We start from the raw sequence: 18354 nt of genomic DNA on the forward strand, positions 1-18354 counted from the left end.
TCTGGAGTCTCTGGAGTCTCTGGAGTCTCTGGAGTCTCTGGAGTCTCTGGAGTCTCTGGAGTCTCTGGAGTCTCTGGAGTCTCTGGAGTCTCTGGAGTCTCTGGAGTCTCTTCTTTCAGTGTGTCGCTTTGCTCTTGCTGTGCAAGCACATCATCTTCAACAATTTCTTGTTGCTCAGCACCTGAAGCAGACGTTGCCTCATCTAATCCAACCGATGGGCTTTCTACAACTTGTGTCGGCTCAGAAGTACTTTCAGGTCTCTCCACCTCATCGATTGCTGAGGTTAGCCAATCATCCTCTTGTGCCTCGGTGCTCGCAACATCTTCAGATTCAGCTTCACTAGATGGCTGAACTTCATCGGCCACTTGTTCAGCTTCATCACTCAGTTGGTCTACTTCTTCACTGTCAAACTGAGGGTTTTCAACTTCTTCAATCGCCGACGTTAGCCAGTCGTCTTCATCATCTTCTTCTGGCTCTGGCTCTGGCTCTGGCTCTGGCTCTGGCTCTGGCTCTGGCTCTGGCTCTGGCTCTGGCTCTGGCTCTGGCTCTGGCTCTGCAAGCTGAGCTTGGTCAATCTCAGTGTCTAAAGCAAGGTCTTCAGTTACGTCTGCAGCTGGGACATCGTCGAGATCGAGCTCATCAAGAAGTGGGTCCCCTTCTGGAGCGACACTTAACAGGTCATCGATAAAGTCTTCACTAGCGAAGTCTTTGTTGTCAGTTGCTGGCGCCTCTTCTTCAATCGACGGCTCATCAGTAAAATCAGCTTCCAGTTCAGGCTGTGATGCTGGCTCTGGCAACTCTTCTTGTTGATCGATTTCAAGCAGCTCTTCAAACAGATCAGTCGCATCATCACCCAGATCTTCGTTGCTTTCAGCTTGAGGTTCAGAATCGACCACATCTGCGAGCAAATCTGTACTATCAGCTAAATCGATCTCTTGAGCTGACGTATCATCACCAATAAGCTCATCGAGTTCAGAGTCTAAATCAAATTCGTCTGCACCTTCGGATTCAGCAATAAACTCATCGAGTAGATCGGTACTTTCTTCAGCAGGTTCGTCAACCGAAATTAACTCATCAAAGGCATCGACTTCATCGCTCGACTCTTGCGGTGCAGCTGACTCTTCAAGAAGCTCGTCTAACAGCTCGGTGCTATCTGCACTGACTTCTACACCTTCTTCATCAACGACTTCGTCTAGCAGTGCCGTTTCATCAAGCGCATTCGCTTCAAGCGTTTCTAGATCCGCCTGCGCTTCCATTTGGGCAAAAATGTCATCGATCTCGCTATCAGAAGCTAGGCTCGGCTCTGTTGAGTCATCACTTAGATCGAAGCTGTCTTCGCCTTCGTCAAGCAAGCTATCAAAATCGAGGTCATCACTGCTGTCATCTTGAGCTTCGTTAAATAGATCATCCAGTAGTGACTGATCCAGTTCATCAGTGCCCAGTTCCTCGCTTTCACCATCTTCTGCTAGTAGCGAATCCAACTCATCTTGCGAGAATTCCCCATCATCAGACAGGTCGAACCCTTCATCATCAGAGTCTTCTATGACAACTTCATCGAGGGCGCGCTCCATCTCTTCAAGACCAAGTGCTTTATCGTCACCGTTGACACTAATGCCATTTGAACTGATATCAACGTCAACATCAGCCAGTGATTCATCTAAATCACCGTCATCACCAATGCCTGCGAATGGGTCATCGCTATCTTCGCCTTCAAGGTTGAAGTCAAGGTCACCATCGTCTAAGTCGGCGAATACATCTACTTCATCGGAATCAGCGTCTGGGTCGACGGAATCGTCACCAAACAGTTCTTCTTCCTTATCAGATTCACCAAACAGGTCATCATCAAGCAGCAAATCATCGTCAATATCTTCATTAAGCGTTTCAGGCACGACTGGCGCAACAGGTTGAGGTTGCTGCTCTGTCGGTGCGGCTTGTGGCTCTTCTTTAGAACGACGACCAAGCAGCATCATGATGATGAGGCCAATCAATAGCCCTGGGATGATGGCTAATGCTGCAACTAACCAAGTATTCGAGAACAGTTGATCCATCGCCGAAGGCGCCATTTTTTGCTCTTCGGCGAGACGCATACGCTCAGCTTCAAGAAGTTTTTCAACTTCAGTGCGAATCCGGTCTTCATTTCCAAGTTCATCTTTTAGTACATCGACTTCAGATTGAACATCCGCCAGCATTAAGCGCAGCTTATGGTTCTTCTCCTCCAGTGCCATCAGCTCGGTTTCAGAGGTTTCAAGCTGGTTTTCGAGGGACTTAACCTGTTTTTGTTTCTCGGCGTCAGCAATACCCTTGAGGTCGCTATTTTTGTCGACCATCTTCTCTTGAGTATTATCGACAACTTTTTCCATCGGCTTAGCCATGTCATCAGGCTGCTTGACTGGAACGACATTGACGGCTGGAGCCTGTGGTTGAGGCGTTGCAACGCTAGGTGCTTTACCCAAGCGCGCTTGGTGCGCTGCCATCACGTTGACCGCTTCTTGGGTGGACACACTGCGAACTTGGCTGAGAGAAGGAATACGGATGGTACTCTGAGGGATCAGCTCGTGGATATTTTGGTTTTCAAACGCTTGAGGGTTGAGTTGAAAAATGGCGTAGAGCGTTTGTTGAACAGTAACTGCGTTAGAAGGACGTAACTGAGAGGCGATACTCCACAACGTCTCTTGTTCCGTTGTAGGGCCATAAAATCTTGAAGGCTCTGCCGTACGCGCATCACGAGCAAGAGGCTCTGAAAATTGGGGAGATGACTGGATCTCACCATTTGGCCCTTTAAGGCGAATGCTCTCCGCGTTTACGATAGTAGTTTGAGTCACGGCAACCATTGCCAGAGGCAAGAGTAGACGCTGTAAAAGTCGACGCATATAAGGCTCAGTTATGTGCTCAATTAAATTAATGACAATGATCTGTTAAATATATCGGATAAACCACTCAAAACTATAGGTGGATAGGCAAAAAATGTGTGTCCGGCGCCATATTCGCATTAATCTCACACAATTTTTCAAAATTCGATTAAAAAAGCCTCACACAATGGCGAGGCTTTAGTTAGGTATTTGTCAGCAGCAGCTTAGTGTCTGATGACCTAGTAGTAGTCGCGAATCAGTACTTCGGCAATTTGAACAGCGTTAGTTGCTGCTCCCTTACGAACGTTGTCTGCTACTACCCACAGGTTCACACCACTATGGTGACTGATGTCATTACGGATACGACCTACCATCACGTGGTCTTTACCGCCAGCATCGCGAACTTGTGTTGGGAAGTCTTCACCGTGGAACACTTCGATACCTTCAGTTTGCTCTAGAAGATTAATCACTTCTTGCGCATCAATTGGAGCGCATGTTTCTAGGTGGATTGCTTCCGCATGGCCATAGAAAACTGGCACACGTACACAAGTAGGGTTCACAGTAATACCTGGATCGTTGAAGATTTTCTGTGTTTCCCAAACCATCTTCATTTCTTCACGGGTATAACCGTTTTCCATAAACTGATCGATTTGTGGGATACAGTTAAACGCGATTTGTTGAGAGAACTCTTCGTTCTCTGCTGGCATACCGTTAAGCAGCTTAGCCGTTTGGCCTGCTAATTCATCAATACCCGCTTTACCTGCGCCCGACACTGACTGGTAAGTAGATACGTTGATACGTTCAATACCTACCGCATCGTGAATTGGTTTTAAAGCAACCAACATCTGAATTGTTGAACAGTTTGGGTTAGCGATAATATTGCGGTTACGGAACTCGGCAATCGCTTCAGGGTTCACTTCAGGCACCACAAGTGGAATATCGTACTCGTAGCGGAACTGTGAGGTATTATCAATCACGATAACACCTTCATCTGCCGCGATTGGTGCCCATTTAGCAGACAAATCACCACCCGCTGAGAATAGCGCGATATGCGCTTGAGACCAGTCAAACTCTTCTACGTTTTGAACGCGAACTGTTTTACCGTTAAAGCGATAAGTCTTACCTTCACTGCGCTCACTGGCTAGCAGGTAAATTTCACCCACTGGGAATTTGCGCTCTTGCAGCACTTCGATAATTGTTTCGCCGACTGCACCAGTCGCGCCTAAAACTGCAACATTATATTGTTGGCTCATTGACTTACCTCAACCTGAAAACCTAGTTTTGCTAGTGGGGATAGATTGCATGACTCTCCACCAACTAACGTGACTGCACTGTACTCTCGACGATCCCAATAGTTTTTACGCATCAGGTCAAACGAACCAGGCTTACTGATTTCACGTCGGAATAAGGCGTCATCTTTACGCACATCATAGACTAGCTGCGTGATGTTGTGCAGCGTTGCTTCATCCCACTCGCGGTCTAAATTGAGCAGTGGGACTGGCGCAATCGGCAGCAAGTCACTGGCATGCGCACGTAATTCATTGTTTAGAAACTCACTGTAGCTATTGAAGATCATTGTCGTACCGCGAGCTTTCCCCTCTAAGCCATAACCTGCCACATGAGGGGTTGCGAATGCTAGCAGAGGCAGAAGCTCCATATCAACCTCTGGCTCAAATTCAAATACGTCTAATGCCGCGATGAACCCATCATTCTTCTGCAAGCGCGCTTTTAATGCAGCGTTATCGACAATTGGGCCACGAGCCGCATTGATTAAAATTTGGTCACCGCGTAACGTTTCCAACACTGCTTGATCGACTAGGTGATGGGTTGGGTGCTCACCGTCACGCGTGATAGGGGTATGCAGAGTGATAATGTCAGCTTGCTCTAGCAGTTCAGGCAAAGGGGTAAATTGACGAGTGTCTCCTTCAGCTTGTTTAGGTGGATCGTTGATCAACACATTAATGCCGACGCCTTCTAAGCATTTCTGTAGATAGCTTCCCACTTGGCCCGCACCAATAATGCCCACGGTTTTATCAAACACAGAGAAGCCATGCTGCTGAGCAAGCACCATCATTACGCTGAAAGCATATTCTGCGACGCCTACTTTGTTACAACCTGGTGCGGCGGTAAAGTAAATGCCTTTTTCTTTGAGTAGCGCTTGATCAACGTGATCCATCCCCGCAGTGGCTGTGCCGACAAATTTTAGCTTGTTCGCTTTAGCGATTAGCTCTGCGTTAACCTTAGTCACTGAGCGAATCATTAACGCATCAACATCGATTAAGTCATCGGCAGTCAAGGTACGACCGGATTTTAAAACAACCTCACCTAGCTGACTAAAAAGCTGCTCAGCATAAGGCATATTTTCATCTACAAGAATTTTCATGGGTTTATCGATTTGGCTTTGAATGGCATTGATTGTGCAAAAAAGGTGAGTCGGTGTCGAGTAATTATCTGATCACCCATTATTCCGATTGGTATTAGATAGAAAAATGCCCGGCACTTGGCCGGGCAATGGTCCAGAACAAAAGGATCTTAACCCGCTCTCCATGGGTTAAAGTCTGCGTCTGTTAGACTAACCTTTATTGCTAAAGGTTAGTCAGCTCTGGAAACTGGATTGCTCACTAATGAGCAGATTCAGTTAGCCTTGGTATTTCTTGATAACTAGCGTAGCGTTCGTGCCACCAAAACCAAAACTGTTTGACATAACTGTCGTCAACTCTGCATCACGCTTCTCAGTCACGATATCTAGACCTTGCGCTGCGTCATCTAGAGTCTCAACGTTTACGCTTGGTGCGATAAAGCTGTTTTCTAGCATTAGCGTTGAGTAGATTGCTTCGTGAACGCCTGCTGCACCTAGAGCGTGACCTGTCATCGCTTTAGTTGCTGAAATTGCTGGGCTGTTGTCACCAAATAGCTCTTGGATAGCGCCTAGCTCTTTCACGTCACCGACAGGTGTAGAAGTACCGTGCGTGTTTACGTAGTCGATGCTGTCTACATCTTGCATCGCCATCTTCATACAACGAATCGCGCCTTCACCTGATGGTGCTACCATGTCGTAGCCGTCAGAAGTTGCGCCGTAGCCAACGATCTCACCGTAGATTTTCGCGCCACGTGCTAGAGCGTGCTCAAGTTCTTCGATAACCATCATGCCGCCACCGCCAGAGATAACGAAACCGTCACGGTTTGCATCGTAAGTACGAGACGCTTTGTCTGGTGTTTCGTTGTACTTAGTTGATAGTGCGCCCATTGCGTCAAACATCATAGTTTGAGACCAATCTAGCTCTTCACCACCACCTGCAAATACGATGTCTTGTTTGCCTAGCTGGATAAGCTCCATTGCGTGGCCAATACAGTGTGCAGAAGTTGCACATGCAGAACTCATTGAGTAGTTCACGCCGCGAATCTTAAATGGCGTCGCAAGACATGCAGAAACCGTTGAAGACATAGTACGTGGAACCATGTAAGGACCAACACGTTTTACGCCTTTCGCACGCATTGTGTCTGTCGCAACAGTTTGGTTCAGTGCAGATGCACCACCAGAGCCAGCAACAATACCTGTGCGATCGTTAGAAACTTGCTCGTCAGTTAGACCCGCGTCTTCAATTGCTTGCTGCATTGATAGGTATGCATACGCAGCCGCATCACCCATAAAGCGCATCTGTTTACGGTCAATGTGCTCTGCTGGGTTGATTTTTAGATCACCCCATACCTGTGAACGAAGACCTTGTTCTTTAAACTGCTCAGAGGCAGTAATACCAGATTTACCTGCTTTTAGAGACGCTAAAACTTCTTCGACGTTGTTACCGATACTTGAAACAATACCCATACCGGTGATTACGACTCGTTTCATTATGACATTCCTATAATTCAAAAATCCGCTAGATGATAACTAAGATAGCGGGGAAAAGTGGTCAGCTTTCCCTTAAAACCGTACAATTGCAATCATATTATCGTTTTTATTCACATATTTCCGACACTATGACCTCGATTACTAATGCCCAACTAGGCTGGAACGATGCGGGTACGCCTGTTTCAGATCAGTTTGATGATGTCTACTTTTCTAACGTCAATGGCCTTGAAGAAACCCGTTATGTGTTTCTACACCAAAATCATCTCCCGCAAAGATGGCAAACGTATGACCAACGCCGTTTCGTTATTGCTGAAACTGGCTTTGGTACTGGGTTGAATTTCCTAGCTGCATGGCAATGGTTCGATCAATTTAAGCAGCAACATCCAGATGCGCCACTAAAAGAGCTCCATTTCGTGAGCTTCGAGAAGTATCCACTCAGTCAGCAAGATCTGGTTAAAGCGCATCAATCTTGGCCAGAGTTGGCTGAATATGCGGAGAAATTGCAAAAGCACTACCCTATTGCGGTTCCTGAATGTCACCGCATTGTGCTTGAAGATGGTGCGATAACGTTGGACCTGTGGTTTGGCGATATTAAAGACTGCATGCCTAAAGTGCCGGTGGCTGAGCAAGGTCTTGTTGATGCTTGGTTCTTAGATGGTTTTGCACCAAGCAAAAACCCTGAAATGTGGAATCAGGATCTCTTCAATGGCATGGCGAAACTCGCCAAGCAAGATTGTACCTGTGCGACTTTCACTGCAGCAGGTTTTGTGCGTAGAGGTCTAATTGAAGCAGGCTTTGAAATGAAGAAGGTCAAAGGCTTTGGTACCAAGCGAGATATGATTGCCGGCAGCCTGACACAGCGCCAAGCGGAAACCAATTTTAAGCCTTGGTTTGCTCGCACACCTTCTAGTCAATCAGAGTCTATTGCCATCATTGGTGGCGGTATTGCTAGCGCAACCTTAGCTAAAACTCTGCTGAGACGTGGAAAGAAAGTCACATTGTATTGCCAAGATGCTCAACCAGCCCAAGGAGCCTCTGGCAACCGCCAAGGCGCTGTTTATCCACTGCTTAATGGTGAACACTCTGGGGTATCTCGCGTTTTCGCTCCGGCTTTCCTGTTTGCCAGACAATTTGTCGAGCAAGCAGCAGAGCAGATCAAATTCGACCACGACTGGTGCGGCGTCACTCAGCTCATGTGGGATGAAAAGTCACAAACTAAGCTAGAGAAGATGTTAAAAGGCAACTTCGACAGCCAACTTATTCATCGCTTAAACCAAGAGCAGACTAGTTCAACCATTGGCCTACCTATTGATATGGAAAGTGTCCACTATCCACTAGGGGGTTGGCTGTGCCCCGCTGAGCTGACTAAAGGTTTAATCGCCGAACTAGAGAAAAGCGAACAATTTGAGACGTTTTTTTCTACCAAAATAGAGGCGCTAACTTGGAATGAAGAGTCGCAAACATGGACTCTTAAATCTGGTGATAACAGCTTCACTCACTCAAGTGTTGTGATTGCCAATGGTCATCAGTTTGACCAACTTGAACAGTCGGCAAACATCCCTCTCGGTCAGGTGAAAGGACAAGTCAGCCATATTCCAACCACAGATGATTTGCAGCAGCTTAAAACCGTGCTGTGTTATGACGGCTACATGACTCCGGTTAACCCGAATAATGGTCACCACTGTATTGGTGCCAGCTATGACCGTTCTCATCTTGATTACGAGTTTGACTCTGCCGCGCAGCAAGATAATGGCGACAAACTGCGCAAGTGTGTTCCAAACCCAAGCTGGCCGAACCAGGTTGATACCTCTGGGAATCTTTCTCGTCAGGGGATTCGTTGCGTAAGCCGAGACCATCTACCTTTTGTTGGTAATGTCGGTCAGTTAGAGCAGATTAAGCAAATCTATGCCGAACTACACAAAAAGAAGCCTGCCAAAAACGCGGCAGACGTTCCAAGTTATCCAAATCTATTTTGCATGCTTGGGTTGGGCTCTAGAGGCTTAAGCTCAGCGCCATTATTGGCAGAGACACTCGCCTCACAGATTTGTGGCGATCCGTTACCTTTGCCAGTTGACGTGTTAGAACAGCTTCATCCAAGCCGTATGTGGGTTCGAAAATTACGCAAAGGCAAAGCGATTACCGAACTCTAGCTACCCAGACAATAAAACGCCGCCACCCTCACGCAGAGAGTGGCGGCGTTTTTGTATCTGCTTGTGTCCTAAACTAGATTAGCGACCGCTTGCTTTACTTGCTGCGCAATCTCTTGATTGCGGAACTGACCTGCTTCTAAATCGAAGTTGTCATAAAAGCTTGGTACGGAAACAGAAGCCTTCACCTCTGCGCCGAAATAAGGTGCTGAGCCAGTTGCAGCAGCAAGTACCGTTTGCGCGCCACCTGGGCCCGGAGAGGTTGCTAAATACACGACTGGTTTTTCTTGGAACACATTTCGCTCAATACGCGTCGACCAATCGAATAGGTTCTTGTATGCCGCTGGGTAAGATCCGTTATGCTCTGCAAACGAAACGACTATCGCATCAGCTTTAGCTAAATCAGCTAAGAATGCTTTCGCGCCCTCTGCCTGACCAATTTCTTTTTCAGTATCTTCACTAAACATAGGAACTTGATAGTCATTTAAATCGAGAATCGTTACTTCTGCACCCTCAATGAGATTCGCTGCATAAGTCGCTAAAGTCTTGTTGATAGATGTTGAACTGGTTGATGCTCCAAAGGCTACTATTTTCATAATCTGATTTCCTATTCGTTCCTCGATATGTGCTTAGAAGAATATCACTGAACAGAAAAGCAACAACCATAAATAATTTAAGGGGTTGTTCGAAAAATTCGAACAACCCCTTATTTAAGATAATTTAGTGCGTTTCTGATTACGCGTTGTTGACTAGCTCAATCCATAAGTCATTGACAATTGTGCGGTCAGCAGGCGTCAATTCCGAGCGTGCGTCATCTAAGCTAGCTTGGATTCGCTCTTTCAACGTTTCTACATCGTTAATGCCTTCTTCTTCACATGCTGCTGCTGACAAAGAAATATGACCACGTAGATAGCCACCAGCAAATAACTCATCATCCGATGCCGATGAAATACGTGCATCAATTAGCTCTAGCAGCTGTTCTTCAAATTCAATAATCATTTTGCGTTAACGCCTAATCAGTTTGCTTCTCAAAAAGAATGCCAAGCTTCTCACATTGAGAATTCCAACGCAAACCCTAGTCATAGCAAGGCTTAGACGCATGGCACGCCCTGTGCACTTCCTCAAATATTCACCTAAGTTCAGCGAGGAAGAACCAATGAAAATAAAACCTACCGCTCTTCAAATAGCTATGGTCACTGTCGCTTTAACTGGCTCATCAATGGTTATGGCAGAAACGCCTTTTTCTGAGTGTCCAACACAAGCTTTCTTAATTCAAAACCCAACCGGTACGCCAGTCGCTTACGGCGTGAACATCGATGTCGGTAGCTACATCACTTTAGATTCGAACTTAGGTTTGGATAAACTCAACGGCGTTGGATACAGCAAGCACGATGACTTTATCTATGGTTGGGACTACGGTGTCGCCTCACTTTCTCGCATTGACTCAACGTTTACCAAAACCCTACTCAATATTTCAAAGCCTGCAGGGGCTCCAACGTCCATTTATGTCGGTGACGTATCACTGGATGAAAACGCTTGGTATGGCTACCGACCAAACTACGGTTTATATCGAATAGATTTAGATAGCTTGGTTATGGAGCTCTCTTCTCCACCAAGTCAATTTGGTAACCCTTCCATCTATGATTTGGCTTTCCACCCTGATAACAGCCTCGCTTACTCTATCGATGCCAATGGTTATCTGTGGCAGATAGATGTCAGCGCAGGTACCTCAACCCGACTAAACCAATTACTCGACAAAAATGTACTTGGCTATCGCCTAACCTTTGGCGCCGTCTACTTTGACGTCGATGGTAACTTCTATGCCAGTAACAACAGTAATGGCTATGTGTTTAAAGTCTCGATCAATGGCACTAGCTCAACGGCCGAGTTCTTTGCTTATGGTCCATCAAGTAATTCGAATGACGGTGCTCGATGTGCTTTAGCACCTGTCGAGCCTAGTGAATACACCGACTTTGGTGATGCGCCAGATTCTTACAAAACAACCTTCGCTTCGTCAGGTGCTAGGCACGGTATGTCTGATCTTAAGCTCGGTACTTTAGTTGACGGTGAAACCGATGCCAGCCCTTACCCTATGAGTGATGATACTTCTGACGGCAGCAATGACGATGACGGAATTCAGTTCCCTGTCCCCATTCAAGTTGGACAAACCAGTAAAATAATTGCAACCGTCTCTGGTGCAACGGAGAACTCAGTGCTCAACGCTTGGATAGACTTTGATCGTGATGGCGAATTTGAATCTGGTGAGATTATCATCACAGACCAGTCAGTGGATGCCAACACAGGTGACATCTTCTTCTCAGTACCAACGTGGGCGGTTGCAGGAGAAACTTGGGCACGCTTCCGTGTTTCGAATACCTCTGGTATAGGTCCTAGCGGCGGCGTGCCTGCAGGCGAAGTAGAAGATTACCTCGTAGATATTACGGAAAGTGGTGTGGTTACAGAAGTGTATCCAAGTGGTGGGGGCTTCACTACCTTTGCCTACGAAGATCAATACCCACTTGTCGGTGACTACGACATGAATGACGTTTTAATGAACGTTAAATTCACCGAATACCAGCTCAACAATCAGGTCATACGTATGAAAATCGAGGGCAAAGTGGCTGCATTAGGCGGTGACTACCACTCGGGTTTTGCCATTCGTTTGCCAGGCATCGCTCGTGAGGATATAAAGTCTGATTCTGTTCAGCTCTATGTGAACAATACACTTCAATCTGGCAGCTTAGAAAGTGATACCACAGATGCCGTGTTTATTATTCATCAAGATCTTTGGGATATCACCGAACCGGGCGAAGCGGAAGGCTGTACCATGTTCCGGACCCAAGAAAATTGTGGTACCAGTTACCGCCCGACATGGAGCTTAACCTTCTCATTAGAAAATGCGGTTAATACCGACACAATGCCAAACTTCCCTTACGACCCATTTATCTTCGCCTCTCCTGGTCATTATTACGGTGACGTCGGATATCAGCTAAGCGGGGGCTATCCTGGGCGAGCACTTGAAATCCATCTTAAAAATCAAGCCCCTACCAGTAAGTTTGACTCACGATACAAGGCGAATGGCGTAGACGCTTCTAATGGCGACACTCATTATCACAATGCCAATGGTCTGCCTTGGGCAATTGAGATTCCAAATACATGGCAGCATCCGCTTGAACAACAAAACATCTTACAAGCCTACTCAAAGTTTGCTGACTTTGCTCAAGATGCGACCGGATTGACCGAACCGACTTGGTACACCATTCCAAACAACAGTAAGATTTATGTCGACTAAGGGAGAAAAGATTATGTGGAATTCAAAAACAACAATGCTACTTGGACTCGCTCTTATCCTTCCTCTCTACGGTTGTGGCGGCGGAGGTGGTGATGGAGGCGGTGAAGGAGGATCTTCAGGTTCAACAGGATCTGGCTCAACAGGTTCTTCAACACCCGCACCAGCAAGCAGCGGTACGCCTGTCTCTCTCAGCACGCTGCAGATTGATCCGACCAATAGCCTGATCTCAGTGTACAGGGTGGATGTAGACGTGAGCTTGCCCCACTTAGCCTCGTCACAGGTTTATATCTCCATCTGTGACAACGCAGGAGGTAACTTACAGTCAGTCGATTACAGCAAGTGCATCGTTAAGGCAGCACTACAATCAGGTACAGGGAGCTATCAACTACAAGTCCCTAATCACTGTGAGTCCCTGATTGCGGTTGTATCGGTAATGGAACCCAATACAGCGCCGCTTGTATACACTCTCAACCACAACAACCAGCCTCAAACTCAGTGGCTTATCCAGTAACTGAAACCAAACAAGCCGCATCAAGCGGCTTGTTTTTCATTTCACGGCAAACATCGAGTAGTTTAGCTCTGAAACCTGATAATAGGCTCTTAACGCATCTGACAGCATCTTGACTCGCAGTGGGATTCCTTGCTCGAAGATCTTTCCGACTTCACTGTGCACTTTCGCCATAAAGGCTAAGCGGTCAGGTTCAAAATCACCATTGAGGTTGTCGCAACTGACTGTAAATGGAAACCCAGCACTTTGAGAAAGAATCCACTCGTAAGCCTGTGGGCGAATCTCTACCTTTTCAAACTCAGCCTGTACTTGCTCAGTACGACCATCTGGCTCATACCAATAACCAAAATCTTCCAATAATCGACGCTTAGGCCCTGCAACACACCAGTGAGCAATTTCGTGCATTCCAGACGCATAGAACCCACGAGCAAAAATAATCCGATGATGAGGTGTTTTTTCATCTGCAGGCAGATAAATTGGCTCGTCTCCACCTAGCTCTAGTTTGGTGTTATAACCAGCCAGAAATGTGTCATTGAAAATACGGATTAGGTCTTGATAATCGTGGTTCATAGCTCAGTTGATTGCGTTTTAATACAGCGGTCAGCATTTTCGCATTTTTAATCGTAATTGCAAATCCACATCTTATGTAGTGATATTAGAAATAGTTATCTGAAAGCGAGTTTCATACCAACAAAATCTCATTCGTCACAGATCACATTTCCCACTACACTCACGCCTTAATTTTATGTGATTAGCCTAACTTTTTGGCCATTTATTGAGATTTCACCATGCTGCTAAGTGTTTTATATATTATCGGTATTACAGCGGAAGCGATGACAGGAGCTTTGAGTGCTGGCAGACGCAAAATGGATTGGTTTGGCGTTATGCTTGTAGCCAGTGCAACGGCCATTGGTGGCGGTACGGTTCGTGACATTCTACTGGGTCACTACCCGCTTGGGTGGGTCAAAAACCCTGAGTTTCTTGCCATTACCTGTGTGGCGGGTGTTCTAACAACAGGTTTAGCAAAATGGGTTATCAAGCTCAAAGGCTTATTCATTCGATTAGATGCCTTGGGCCTGATTGTGTTTAGCATCATCGGGACTAAAGTGGCGATGGGCATGGGTCACCATGCACTGATTTGTATGGTGTCAGCATTAGTGACTGGTGTCTTTGGTGGTCTATTGCGAGATTTAATTTGTCGCCAAACGCCGCTAGTGCTTCATGAAGAGCTGTACGCTTCTGTAGCGCTTATCGCATCAGGCATGTACTTACTTCAGTTAGAGTTCGGTGTTAACGATGTGACAGCAACCATTTCTACCCTGATCGTCGGTTACCTACTGCGTATGGCCGCAGTTCGCTTCAAGTGGCGTTTGCCGTCATTCCACCTCGAAACCGAAGGTTCACTGCACTAATCTCACATTCGCCCTGTTTTACAGGGCGTTTTTATATCCACTCATCTATTTACCCGCCATTTACATAACCACTCACTTTCAATTTTGTGTACACAAGTGGTTAGTAATCAGTAAGTTAATCCTGTGACCTTTTGCACAATCCTAGCGAGCCATTTATCTTACCCTTATCGCCAATAAGGAAAGTTCAGGCATTAGCCCATCCACCCCAGACCTTTCCTATTTACTCCTACTTAAATTTATAAGCAAAAAGGTCTAACAATGAAAAATAGACTAGGTCTTACTCTCTCCGTACTTGCGCTTAGCCTCTCTGGGTGTAGCACTCTATCCACTCCGGATGCCTCTCAACAGCTATCTGCTCTGCTTGATGAATATGGCTCGCAATCTAAGTCATTGGACAACTCGCAATTTGGCATCGTTAACGATCAAATGGCTGCGGCGAAACAAACGCTCGATCGACTCTACCTGAGTAAATTACTCGAAATTGACCGTAGCGCTTTAACGGATGAAGAGAAGGTTTACTTCGATACGTTTCAATTTGATCGCACCATAGCAATCCGTGGCGCTAGCTTTGCTAATGCTCGCTTTGGCAACCTTGATGTGCCAGTTACCCACTTCTACAACTACATTCAATGGAACGCGGAAGAAGCAGGTGCTGCGATCGAGACCAATGGTGATAATTCGAGAACCTATCAAGATCAACTCGAAACGCTTCAAGAGTACACGTCTTGGGTCAACAACCTACGCAGCCAATACCAGCAAGGTCAACTAGAAGGCATACAGTTACCCGCAATTCTTGCTGAAAGGCTTTACCAAAGCAGTGTCGATGCGATTAGTTATGATGATTTTTCTATCCTCAAGGTCGGCTTGAAGGATCTAAAAACTCAGCCTGAGTACAGCCCTGAATTTATCCATCAATACGAAAAAGAAGTGGGCAAGGCACAACTTGCCACTCAAAAGCTCCTCGCTTACCTTCACGGTCAGTACACCCAAGCTGCGCGTGGCGATGGACAGCTTACCGATACCAATATCGGTTGGGGGGATCTGCCTAACGGACAAAGCTGGTATCAATGGCATTTAGATAGAAACAGCACCACTGGAAAATCCGCTGCAGAATTACATCGCTTAGGAGAACAACTGGTTGCGGATGCTAAAGCTGAAATGATTCGCGTAGCTGAGCTTGTGGTTAAAAAACGCGGCGCAATCGTAGAAGCAGATTATCGAGACCCAGTCACTGGCAAGATTGCAAAACACACCTTTGAGCTGGCTAACGATTCAGGAAAAATTAATCTGGAGGAGTTTTTTAAATACCTCAATAGCGAGCAGTTTTTCTATGGACGAGATGGCTACTCCACCGATGATAACCAGTACAGTGAAGTATGTAGCCACGCCTCTGTTCCCACGGCATGTGAAGGGGCACTGACGGATTACTACCTGTTCAAAGTCAATGCCAATGATGTCGTCCAAGGTTATTTCAAACCGATTAAAACCGACTACTCGATTGAGCCAACCGCGGCAGAAGACGAACTGTACGCTGGTGTCGCGTCCTATGATGACAATGTCTTCACTCTAAACACAAATCCAGACTACAGCTTACAGAAATGGAATGTCTCTACGCTACTGCTTCATGAAGCCGCACCGGGGCACCATTTCCAAAATGCCTACGCGCTAGAATACCCACCAGCAAATAAACCCGCCTATATGGAGGATATTTGGTACACCGCCTACGGTGAAGGTTGGGCACTCTATACCGAATGGCTAGGGCTGGAAATGGGTATTTATGGTGAGTTAGATAGCCATGGTAAACCGAGCTTTAGCAACGGCACTGGGATGTGTACCGCTAACGCTGATTACAGCCAGTTGCAGGGAGGCATCTATAAAGATGAGCAAGAGTGTAATGCCCTTCAATACTTTGGCAGCCTCAATGAAGCACAACTGCGAAATATGCGTTTAGCTATTGATACAGGCATTCACAGCCAAGGTTGGAGCATTCAACAAGCGCGTGACTATATGAAAGCTAACTCGGCGCTTGGGGACGGAGATATCGAATCGGAAAGCTTCCGCTATGCTGCCTATGTAGGCCAAGCTGTTTCTTACAAATCAGGTTACTTGGTGATCAAAGAAATGCTGGCTAAAGCACAAAGTGAGCTAGGTGATCAATTCAGCTATGCCGAGTTTCATGATCAGCTACTGCGCTACGGACAACAACCGATGGAAGTGGTGCGCGAAAACATCAACAATTGGATAGCGTCAAAAAAATAGAGATAGAAAATGGGCTTGGTATTACCAAGCCCATTCTATTTAGTTAATTGCTTCTATTATTGCGATGTCTCTCTCAAGAGCCTGTTTTTCATAATCTGAAGCTGAGGCAAATTTGCTTTGACGCATTTGCACCGCTTCTTTCGCTGCTTGGTCATTGGCAAACTTAAGCCCTTTGACATTGATTGAAGCAATGTTGGTATATCTTCCATCTTCACTACTAGGCACCGATATTTTGCCTTCGTTGATCAAAGTCTTAACCACTTCTCGTTCTTTGTTGTAACTATCATCCATGCCCACTAGCTGCCAACGCTTTTGCGGCTTGCTTTGGTAGTGGCCTTTCTTTTGTTCAGTCAAATAGCGGATGGTTAAGTTGCGAATCGTACCTTGTTCTTCACCATACACCGCTTTCGAATCAGACAACACTTTAAAGTCACGACCTTCAAGCACTCCACCTTGCTTAGTCAAATGGCCCATACGATAGCTATTCATACCTAGGCGAATCGCCGTATCATCTTTAACAAGGGTTCCATCTGCGAACTTAAGATCTGTGATTCGTCGACCTTTCGGTTGGGTTAAATCGATCTTATAGGTTACACCTGCAAAGAAGTCGTTCGTCGAGTATTTTGATGCGCGACGCTCTGGGTCAAAGCTGTAAGTCACATCACCAGGCTTCACCGAGTTAAAGTACCCTGCTGACCACTCCATGTAAGTCTTAAGGTCTTTACCTGTCATCTCATAAACGGTAATTTCGCCACCCGCATACTGATAGTTGTAGGCGATGTCTTTGGCTTTAATTGTCCCGACATTAAGCTGTGCTTTATCGTTATCAATTTGTAGTGCAATCACATTTGCTTTCGGTGAGTAATAGAAGCTAGCTTCTTGGTATAAGGCACTTATCCCGGTATCTTGCACATGAACTTGCGGAATTCCGCGGATTTCATTTTCAGGCACTAGGTCAACACCTTTTAGCTCGGCGATGGGACGATTGGCCATCTCTCTCAAACGCTTGTGGTAAGGCTGATACAACTCTTCCATTTTCTCGTCAGAGACAATGCCATCAATCTTATAAGTAAAGCTGTCTTTATTGATTAAGGTGTATTGCCCATCGCGCTCTTCAAATTGAAGATCGACCCGAGAAAGCGCACGTCCATACTTATCTGGCTCTGTAACAATAACCCCATTGACGACAGCCTTATCAATGCGTGTATGCATATGGCCTGCGACGATCGCATCTAATTCTGGATTGATATTGGCAATATCTGTCACGCCCGTATCAGCAATGTCATTCTCATTATCAATCCCCATATGCGCGACCAGCACTAGTGCATCGACTTGATCATCAAGCTTCTTAATGATCTTCTTTACTTCGAGGCTAGGGTTAGTAAATGTCATACCATCTAAACGGTTAGTCCCTTGCGCAAACACTTCGGTCATTGGGGTATCCATGCCAATCACACCAATTTTTATGCCACCACGCTCGATAATCGTGTAACCCGGTAAGAATCGGTTACCGTCTGGGCGCTTAATGTTGCCAGCTAAGCTTTGGCCTTTAAACTGTTTGAGCGAGCGATTGAGCACACTGACGCCGAAATCAAATTCATGATTACCCAAGACCCAAACGTCATAATCCATTTCATTGAAGCCAAGCATCATAGGGTCTACAGGCTCGTCTTTGAATGTCTCGACAAAGTTGCCTTGAATGGTATCGCCCGCATCGACCAAGATGATATTGGACTCTTGCTGGCGAATCGCCTTAACTTTTGTCGCGATTTGGCTAAGGCTTCCACGCATGTTGAGTTTGTCCGCGGCGTAGTCCCAAGGCATAAAGTGGCCATGAATATCTGACGTACCTAGGATGGTGACCTGATGGATATCTCCATCAGCGGCGAATGTAGGAAAAGAGAGGAAAAAAGGGATTGCACAAGATAACAGCTTCTTGTTCATTAGTATTCACCTAGTTGTTAGTAAACCAAACGGATACTAGTACAAACCTTACCAATCAAACGTGATCAATATCGAGAATAACAACAACTTAAC

Annotated in this window: 13 protein-coding genes; 5 read left to right on the top strand and 8 right to left on the bottom strand. The window is 46.1% G+C overall.

Annotated elements, in window-relative coordinates:
* From AC5O63_RS17980 to fabB, 4 genes are all read right to left on the bottom strand, one after another.
* On the bottom strand, window positions 1–2870 hold a 2870-nt coding region (locus AC5O63_RS17980), incomplete at its 3' end, for a FimV/HubP family polar landmark protein (protein WP_494505813.1).
* Window positions 2871–3088: 218 nt separating this feature from the next.
* Complete coding sequence (locus tag AC5O63_RS17985) at window positions 3089–4102, bottom strand: aspartate-semialdehyde dehydrogenase (RefSeq protein WP_272786653.1); 1014 nt, start codon at window positions 4100–4102, stop codon at window positions 3089–3091.
* On the bottom strand, window positions 4099–5232 hold the full coding sequence (locus AC5O63_RS17990) for a 4-phosphoerythronate dehydrogenase (protein WP_494505814.1): 1134 nt from the start codon (window positions 5230–5232) through the stop codon (window positions 4099–4101). The genes AC5O63_RS17985 and AC5O63_RS17990 overlap by 4 nt, the downstream gene beginning before the upstream one ends.
* Window positions 5233–5487: 255 nt before the next feature.
* The gene (fabB, locus tag AC5O63_RS17995) at window positions 5488–6699 is read right to left on the bottom strand and encodes a beta-ketoacyl-ACP synthase I (RefSeq protein ID WP_004744485.1); all 1212 of its coding nucleotides are present in this window, start codon (window positions 6697–6699) and stop codon (window positions 5488–5490) included.
* Window positions 6700–6827: 128 nt separating this feature from the next.
* On the opposite strand from fabB, the gene mnmC reads away from it, so the two are divergent.
* Complete coding sequence (mnmC, locus tag AC5O63_RS18000; protein ID WP_494505815.1) at window positions 6828–8849, top strand: bifunctional tRNA (5-methylaminomethyl-2-thiouridine)(34)-methyltransferase MnmC2/FAD-dependent 5-carboxymethylaminomethyl-2-thiouridine(34) oxidoreductase MnmC1; 2022 nt, start codon at window positions 6828–6830, stop codon at window positions 8847–8849.
* Window positions 8850–8917: 68 nt separating this feature from the next.
* Here the strand turns inward: mnmC and AC5O63_RS18005 are convergent, their stop codons facing one another.
* On the bottom strand, window positions 8918–9442 hold the full coding sequence (locus AC5O63_RS18005; RefSeq protein WP_494505816.1) for an NADPH-dependent FMN reductase: 525 nt from the start codon (window positions 9440–9442) through the stop codon (window positions 8918–8920).
* A 139-nt stretch (window positions 9443–9581) separates the two neighbouring features.
* The gene (locus AC5O63_RS18010; protein WP_004744482.1) at window positions 9582–9845 is read right to left on the bottom strand and encodes a YfcL family protein; all 264 of its coding nucleotides are present in this window, start codon (window positions 9843–9845) and stop codon (window positions 9582–9584) included.
* 157 nt (window positions 9846–10002) lie between these two features.
* Here AC5O63_RS18010 and AC5O63_RS18015 point away from each other — a divergent pair, with 157 nt between their 5' ends.
* Both AC5O63_RS18015 and AC5O63_RS18020 read left to right on the top strand, forming a co-directional pair.
* Complete coding sequence (locus tag AC5O63_RS18015; RefSeq protein ID WP_494505817.1) at window positions 10003–12138, top strand: LruC domain-containing protein; 2136 nt, start codon at window positions 10003–10005, stop codon at window positions 12136–12138.
* Window positions 12139–12151: 13 nt separating this feature from the next.
* Complete coding sequence (locus AC5O63_RS18020; RefSeq protein WP_494505818.1) at window positions 12152–12649, top strand: hypothetical protein; 498 nt, start codon at window positions 12152–12154, stop codon at window positions 12647–12649.
* Between the two features lie 36 nt (window positions 12650–12685).
* Here AC5O63_RS18020 and AC5O63_RS18025 read toward each other — a convergent pair whose 3' ends face one another.
* Window positions 12686–13216 (bottom strand): elongation factor P hydroxylase, encoded by a 531-nt coding sequence (locus tag AC5O63_RS18025; RefSeq protein ID WP_494505819.1) that lies wholly within the window; start codon window positions 13214–13216, stop codon window positions 12686–12688.
* 218 nt (window positions 13217–13434) lie between these two features.
* Here AC5O63_RS18025 and AC5O63_RS18030 point away from each other — a divergent pair, with 218 nt between their 5' ends.
* The gene (locus AC5O63_RS18030; protein ID WP_272786647.1) at window positions 13435–14058 is read left to right on the top strand and encodes a trimeric intracellular cation channel family protein; all 624 of its coding nucleotides are present in this window, start codon (window positions 13435–13437) and stop codon (window positions 14056–14058) included.
* 258 nt (window positions 14059–14316) lie between these two features.
* Window positions 14317–16317 carry a DUF885 domain-containing protein gene (locus AC5O63_RS18035; protein WP_494505820.1) on the top strand — a complete coding sequence of 667 codons (2001 nt, stop codon included), beginning with the start codon at window positions 14317–14319 and terminating at the stop codon, window positions 16315–16317.
* 39 nt (window positions 16318–16356) lie between these two features.
* Here the strand turns inward: AC5O63_RS18035 and AC5O63_RS18040 are convergent, their stop codons facing one another.
* On the bottom strand, window positions 16357–18261 hold the full coding sequence (locus tag AC5O63_RS18040) for a bifunctional metallophosphatase/5'-nucleotidase (protein WP_494505821.1): 1905 nt from the start codon (window positions 18259–18261) through the stop codon (window positions 16357–16359).
* Window positions 18262–18354: the final 93 nt, after the last annotated feature.

It is taken from the genome of Vibrio sp. SCP2 (assembly GCF_059295395.1).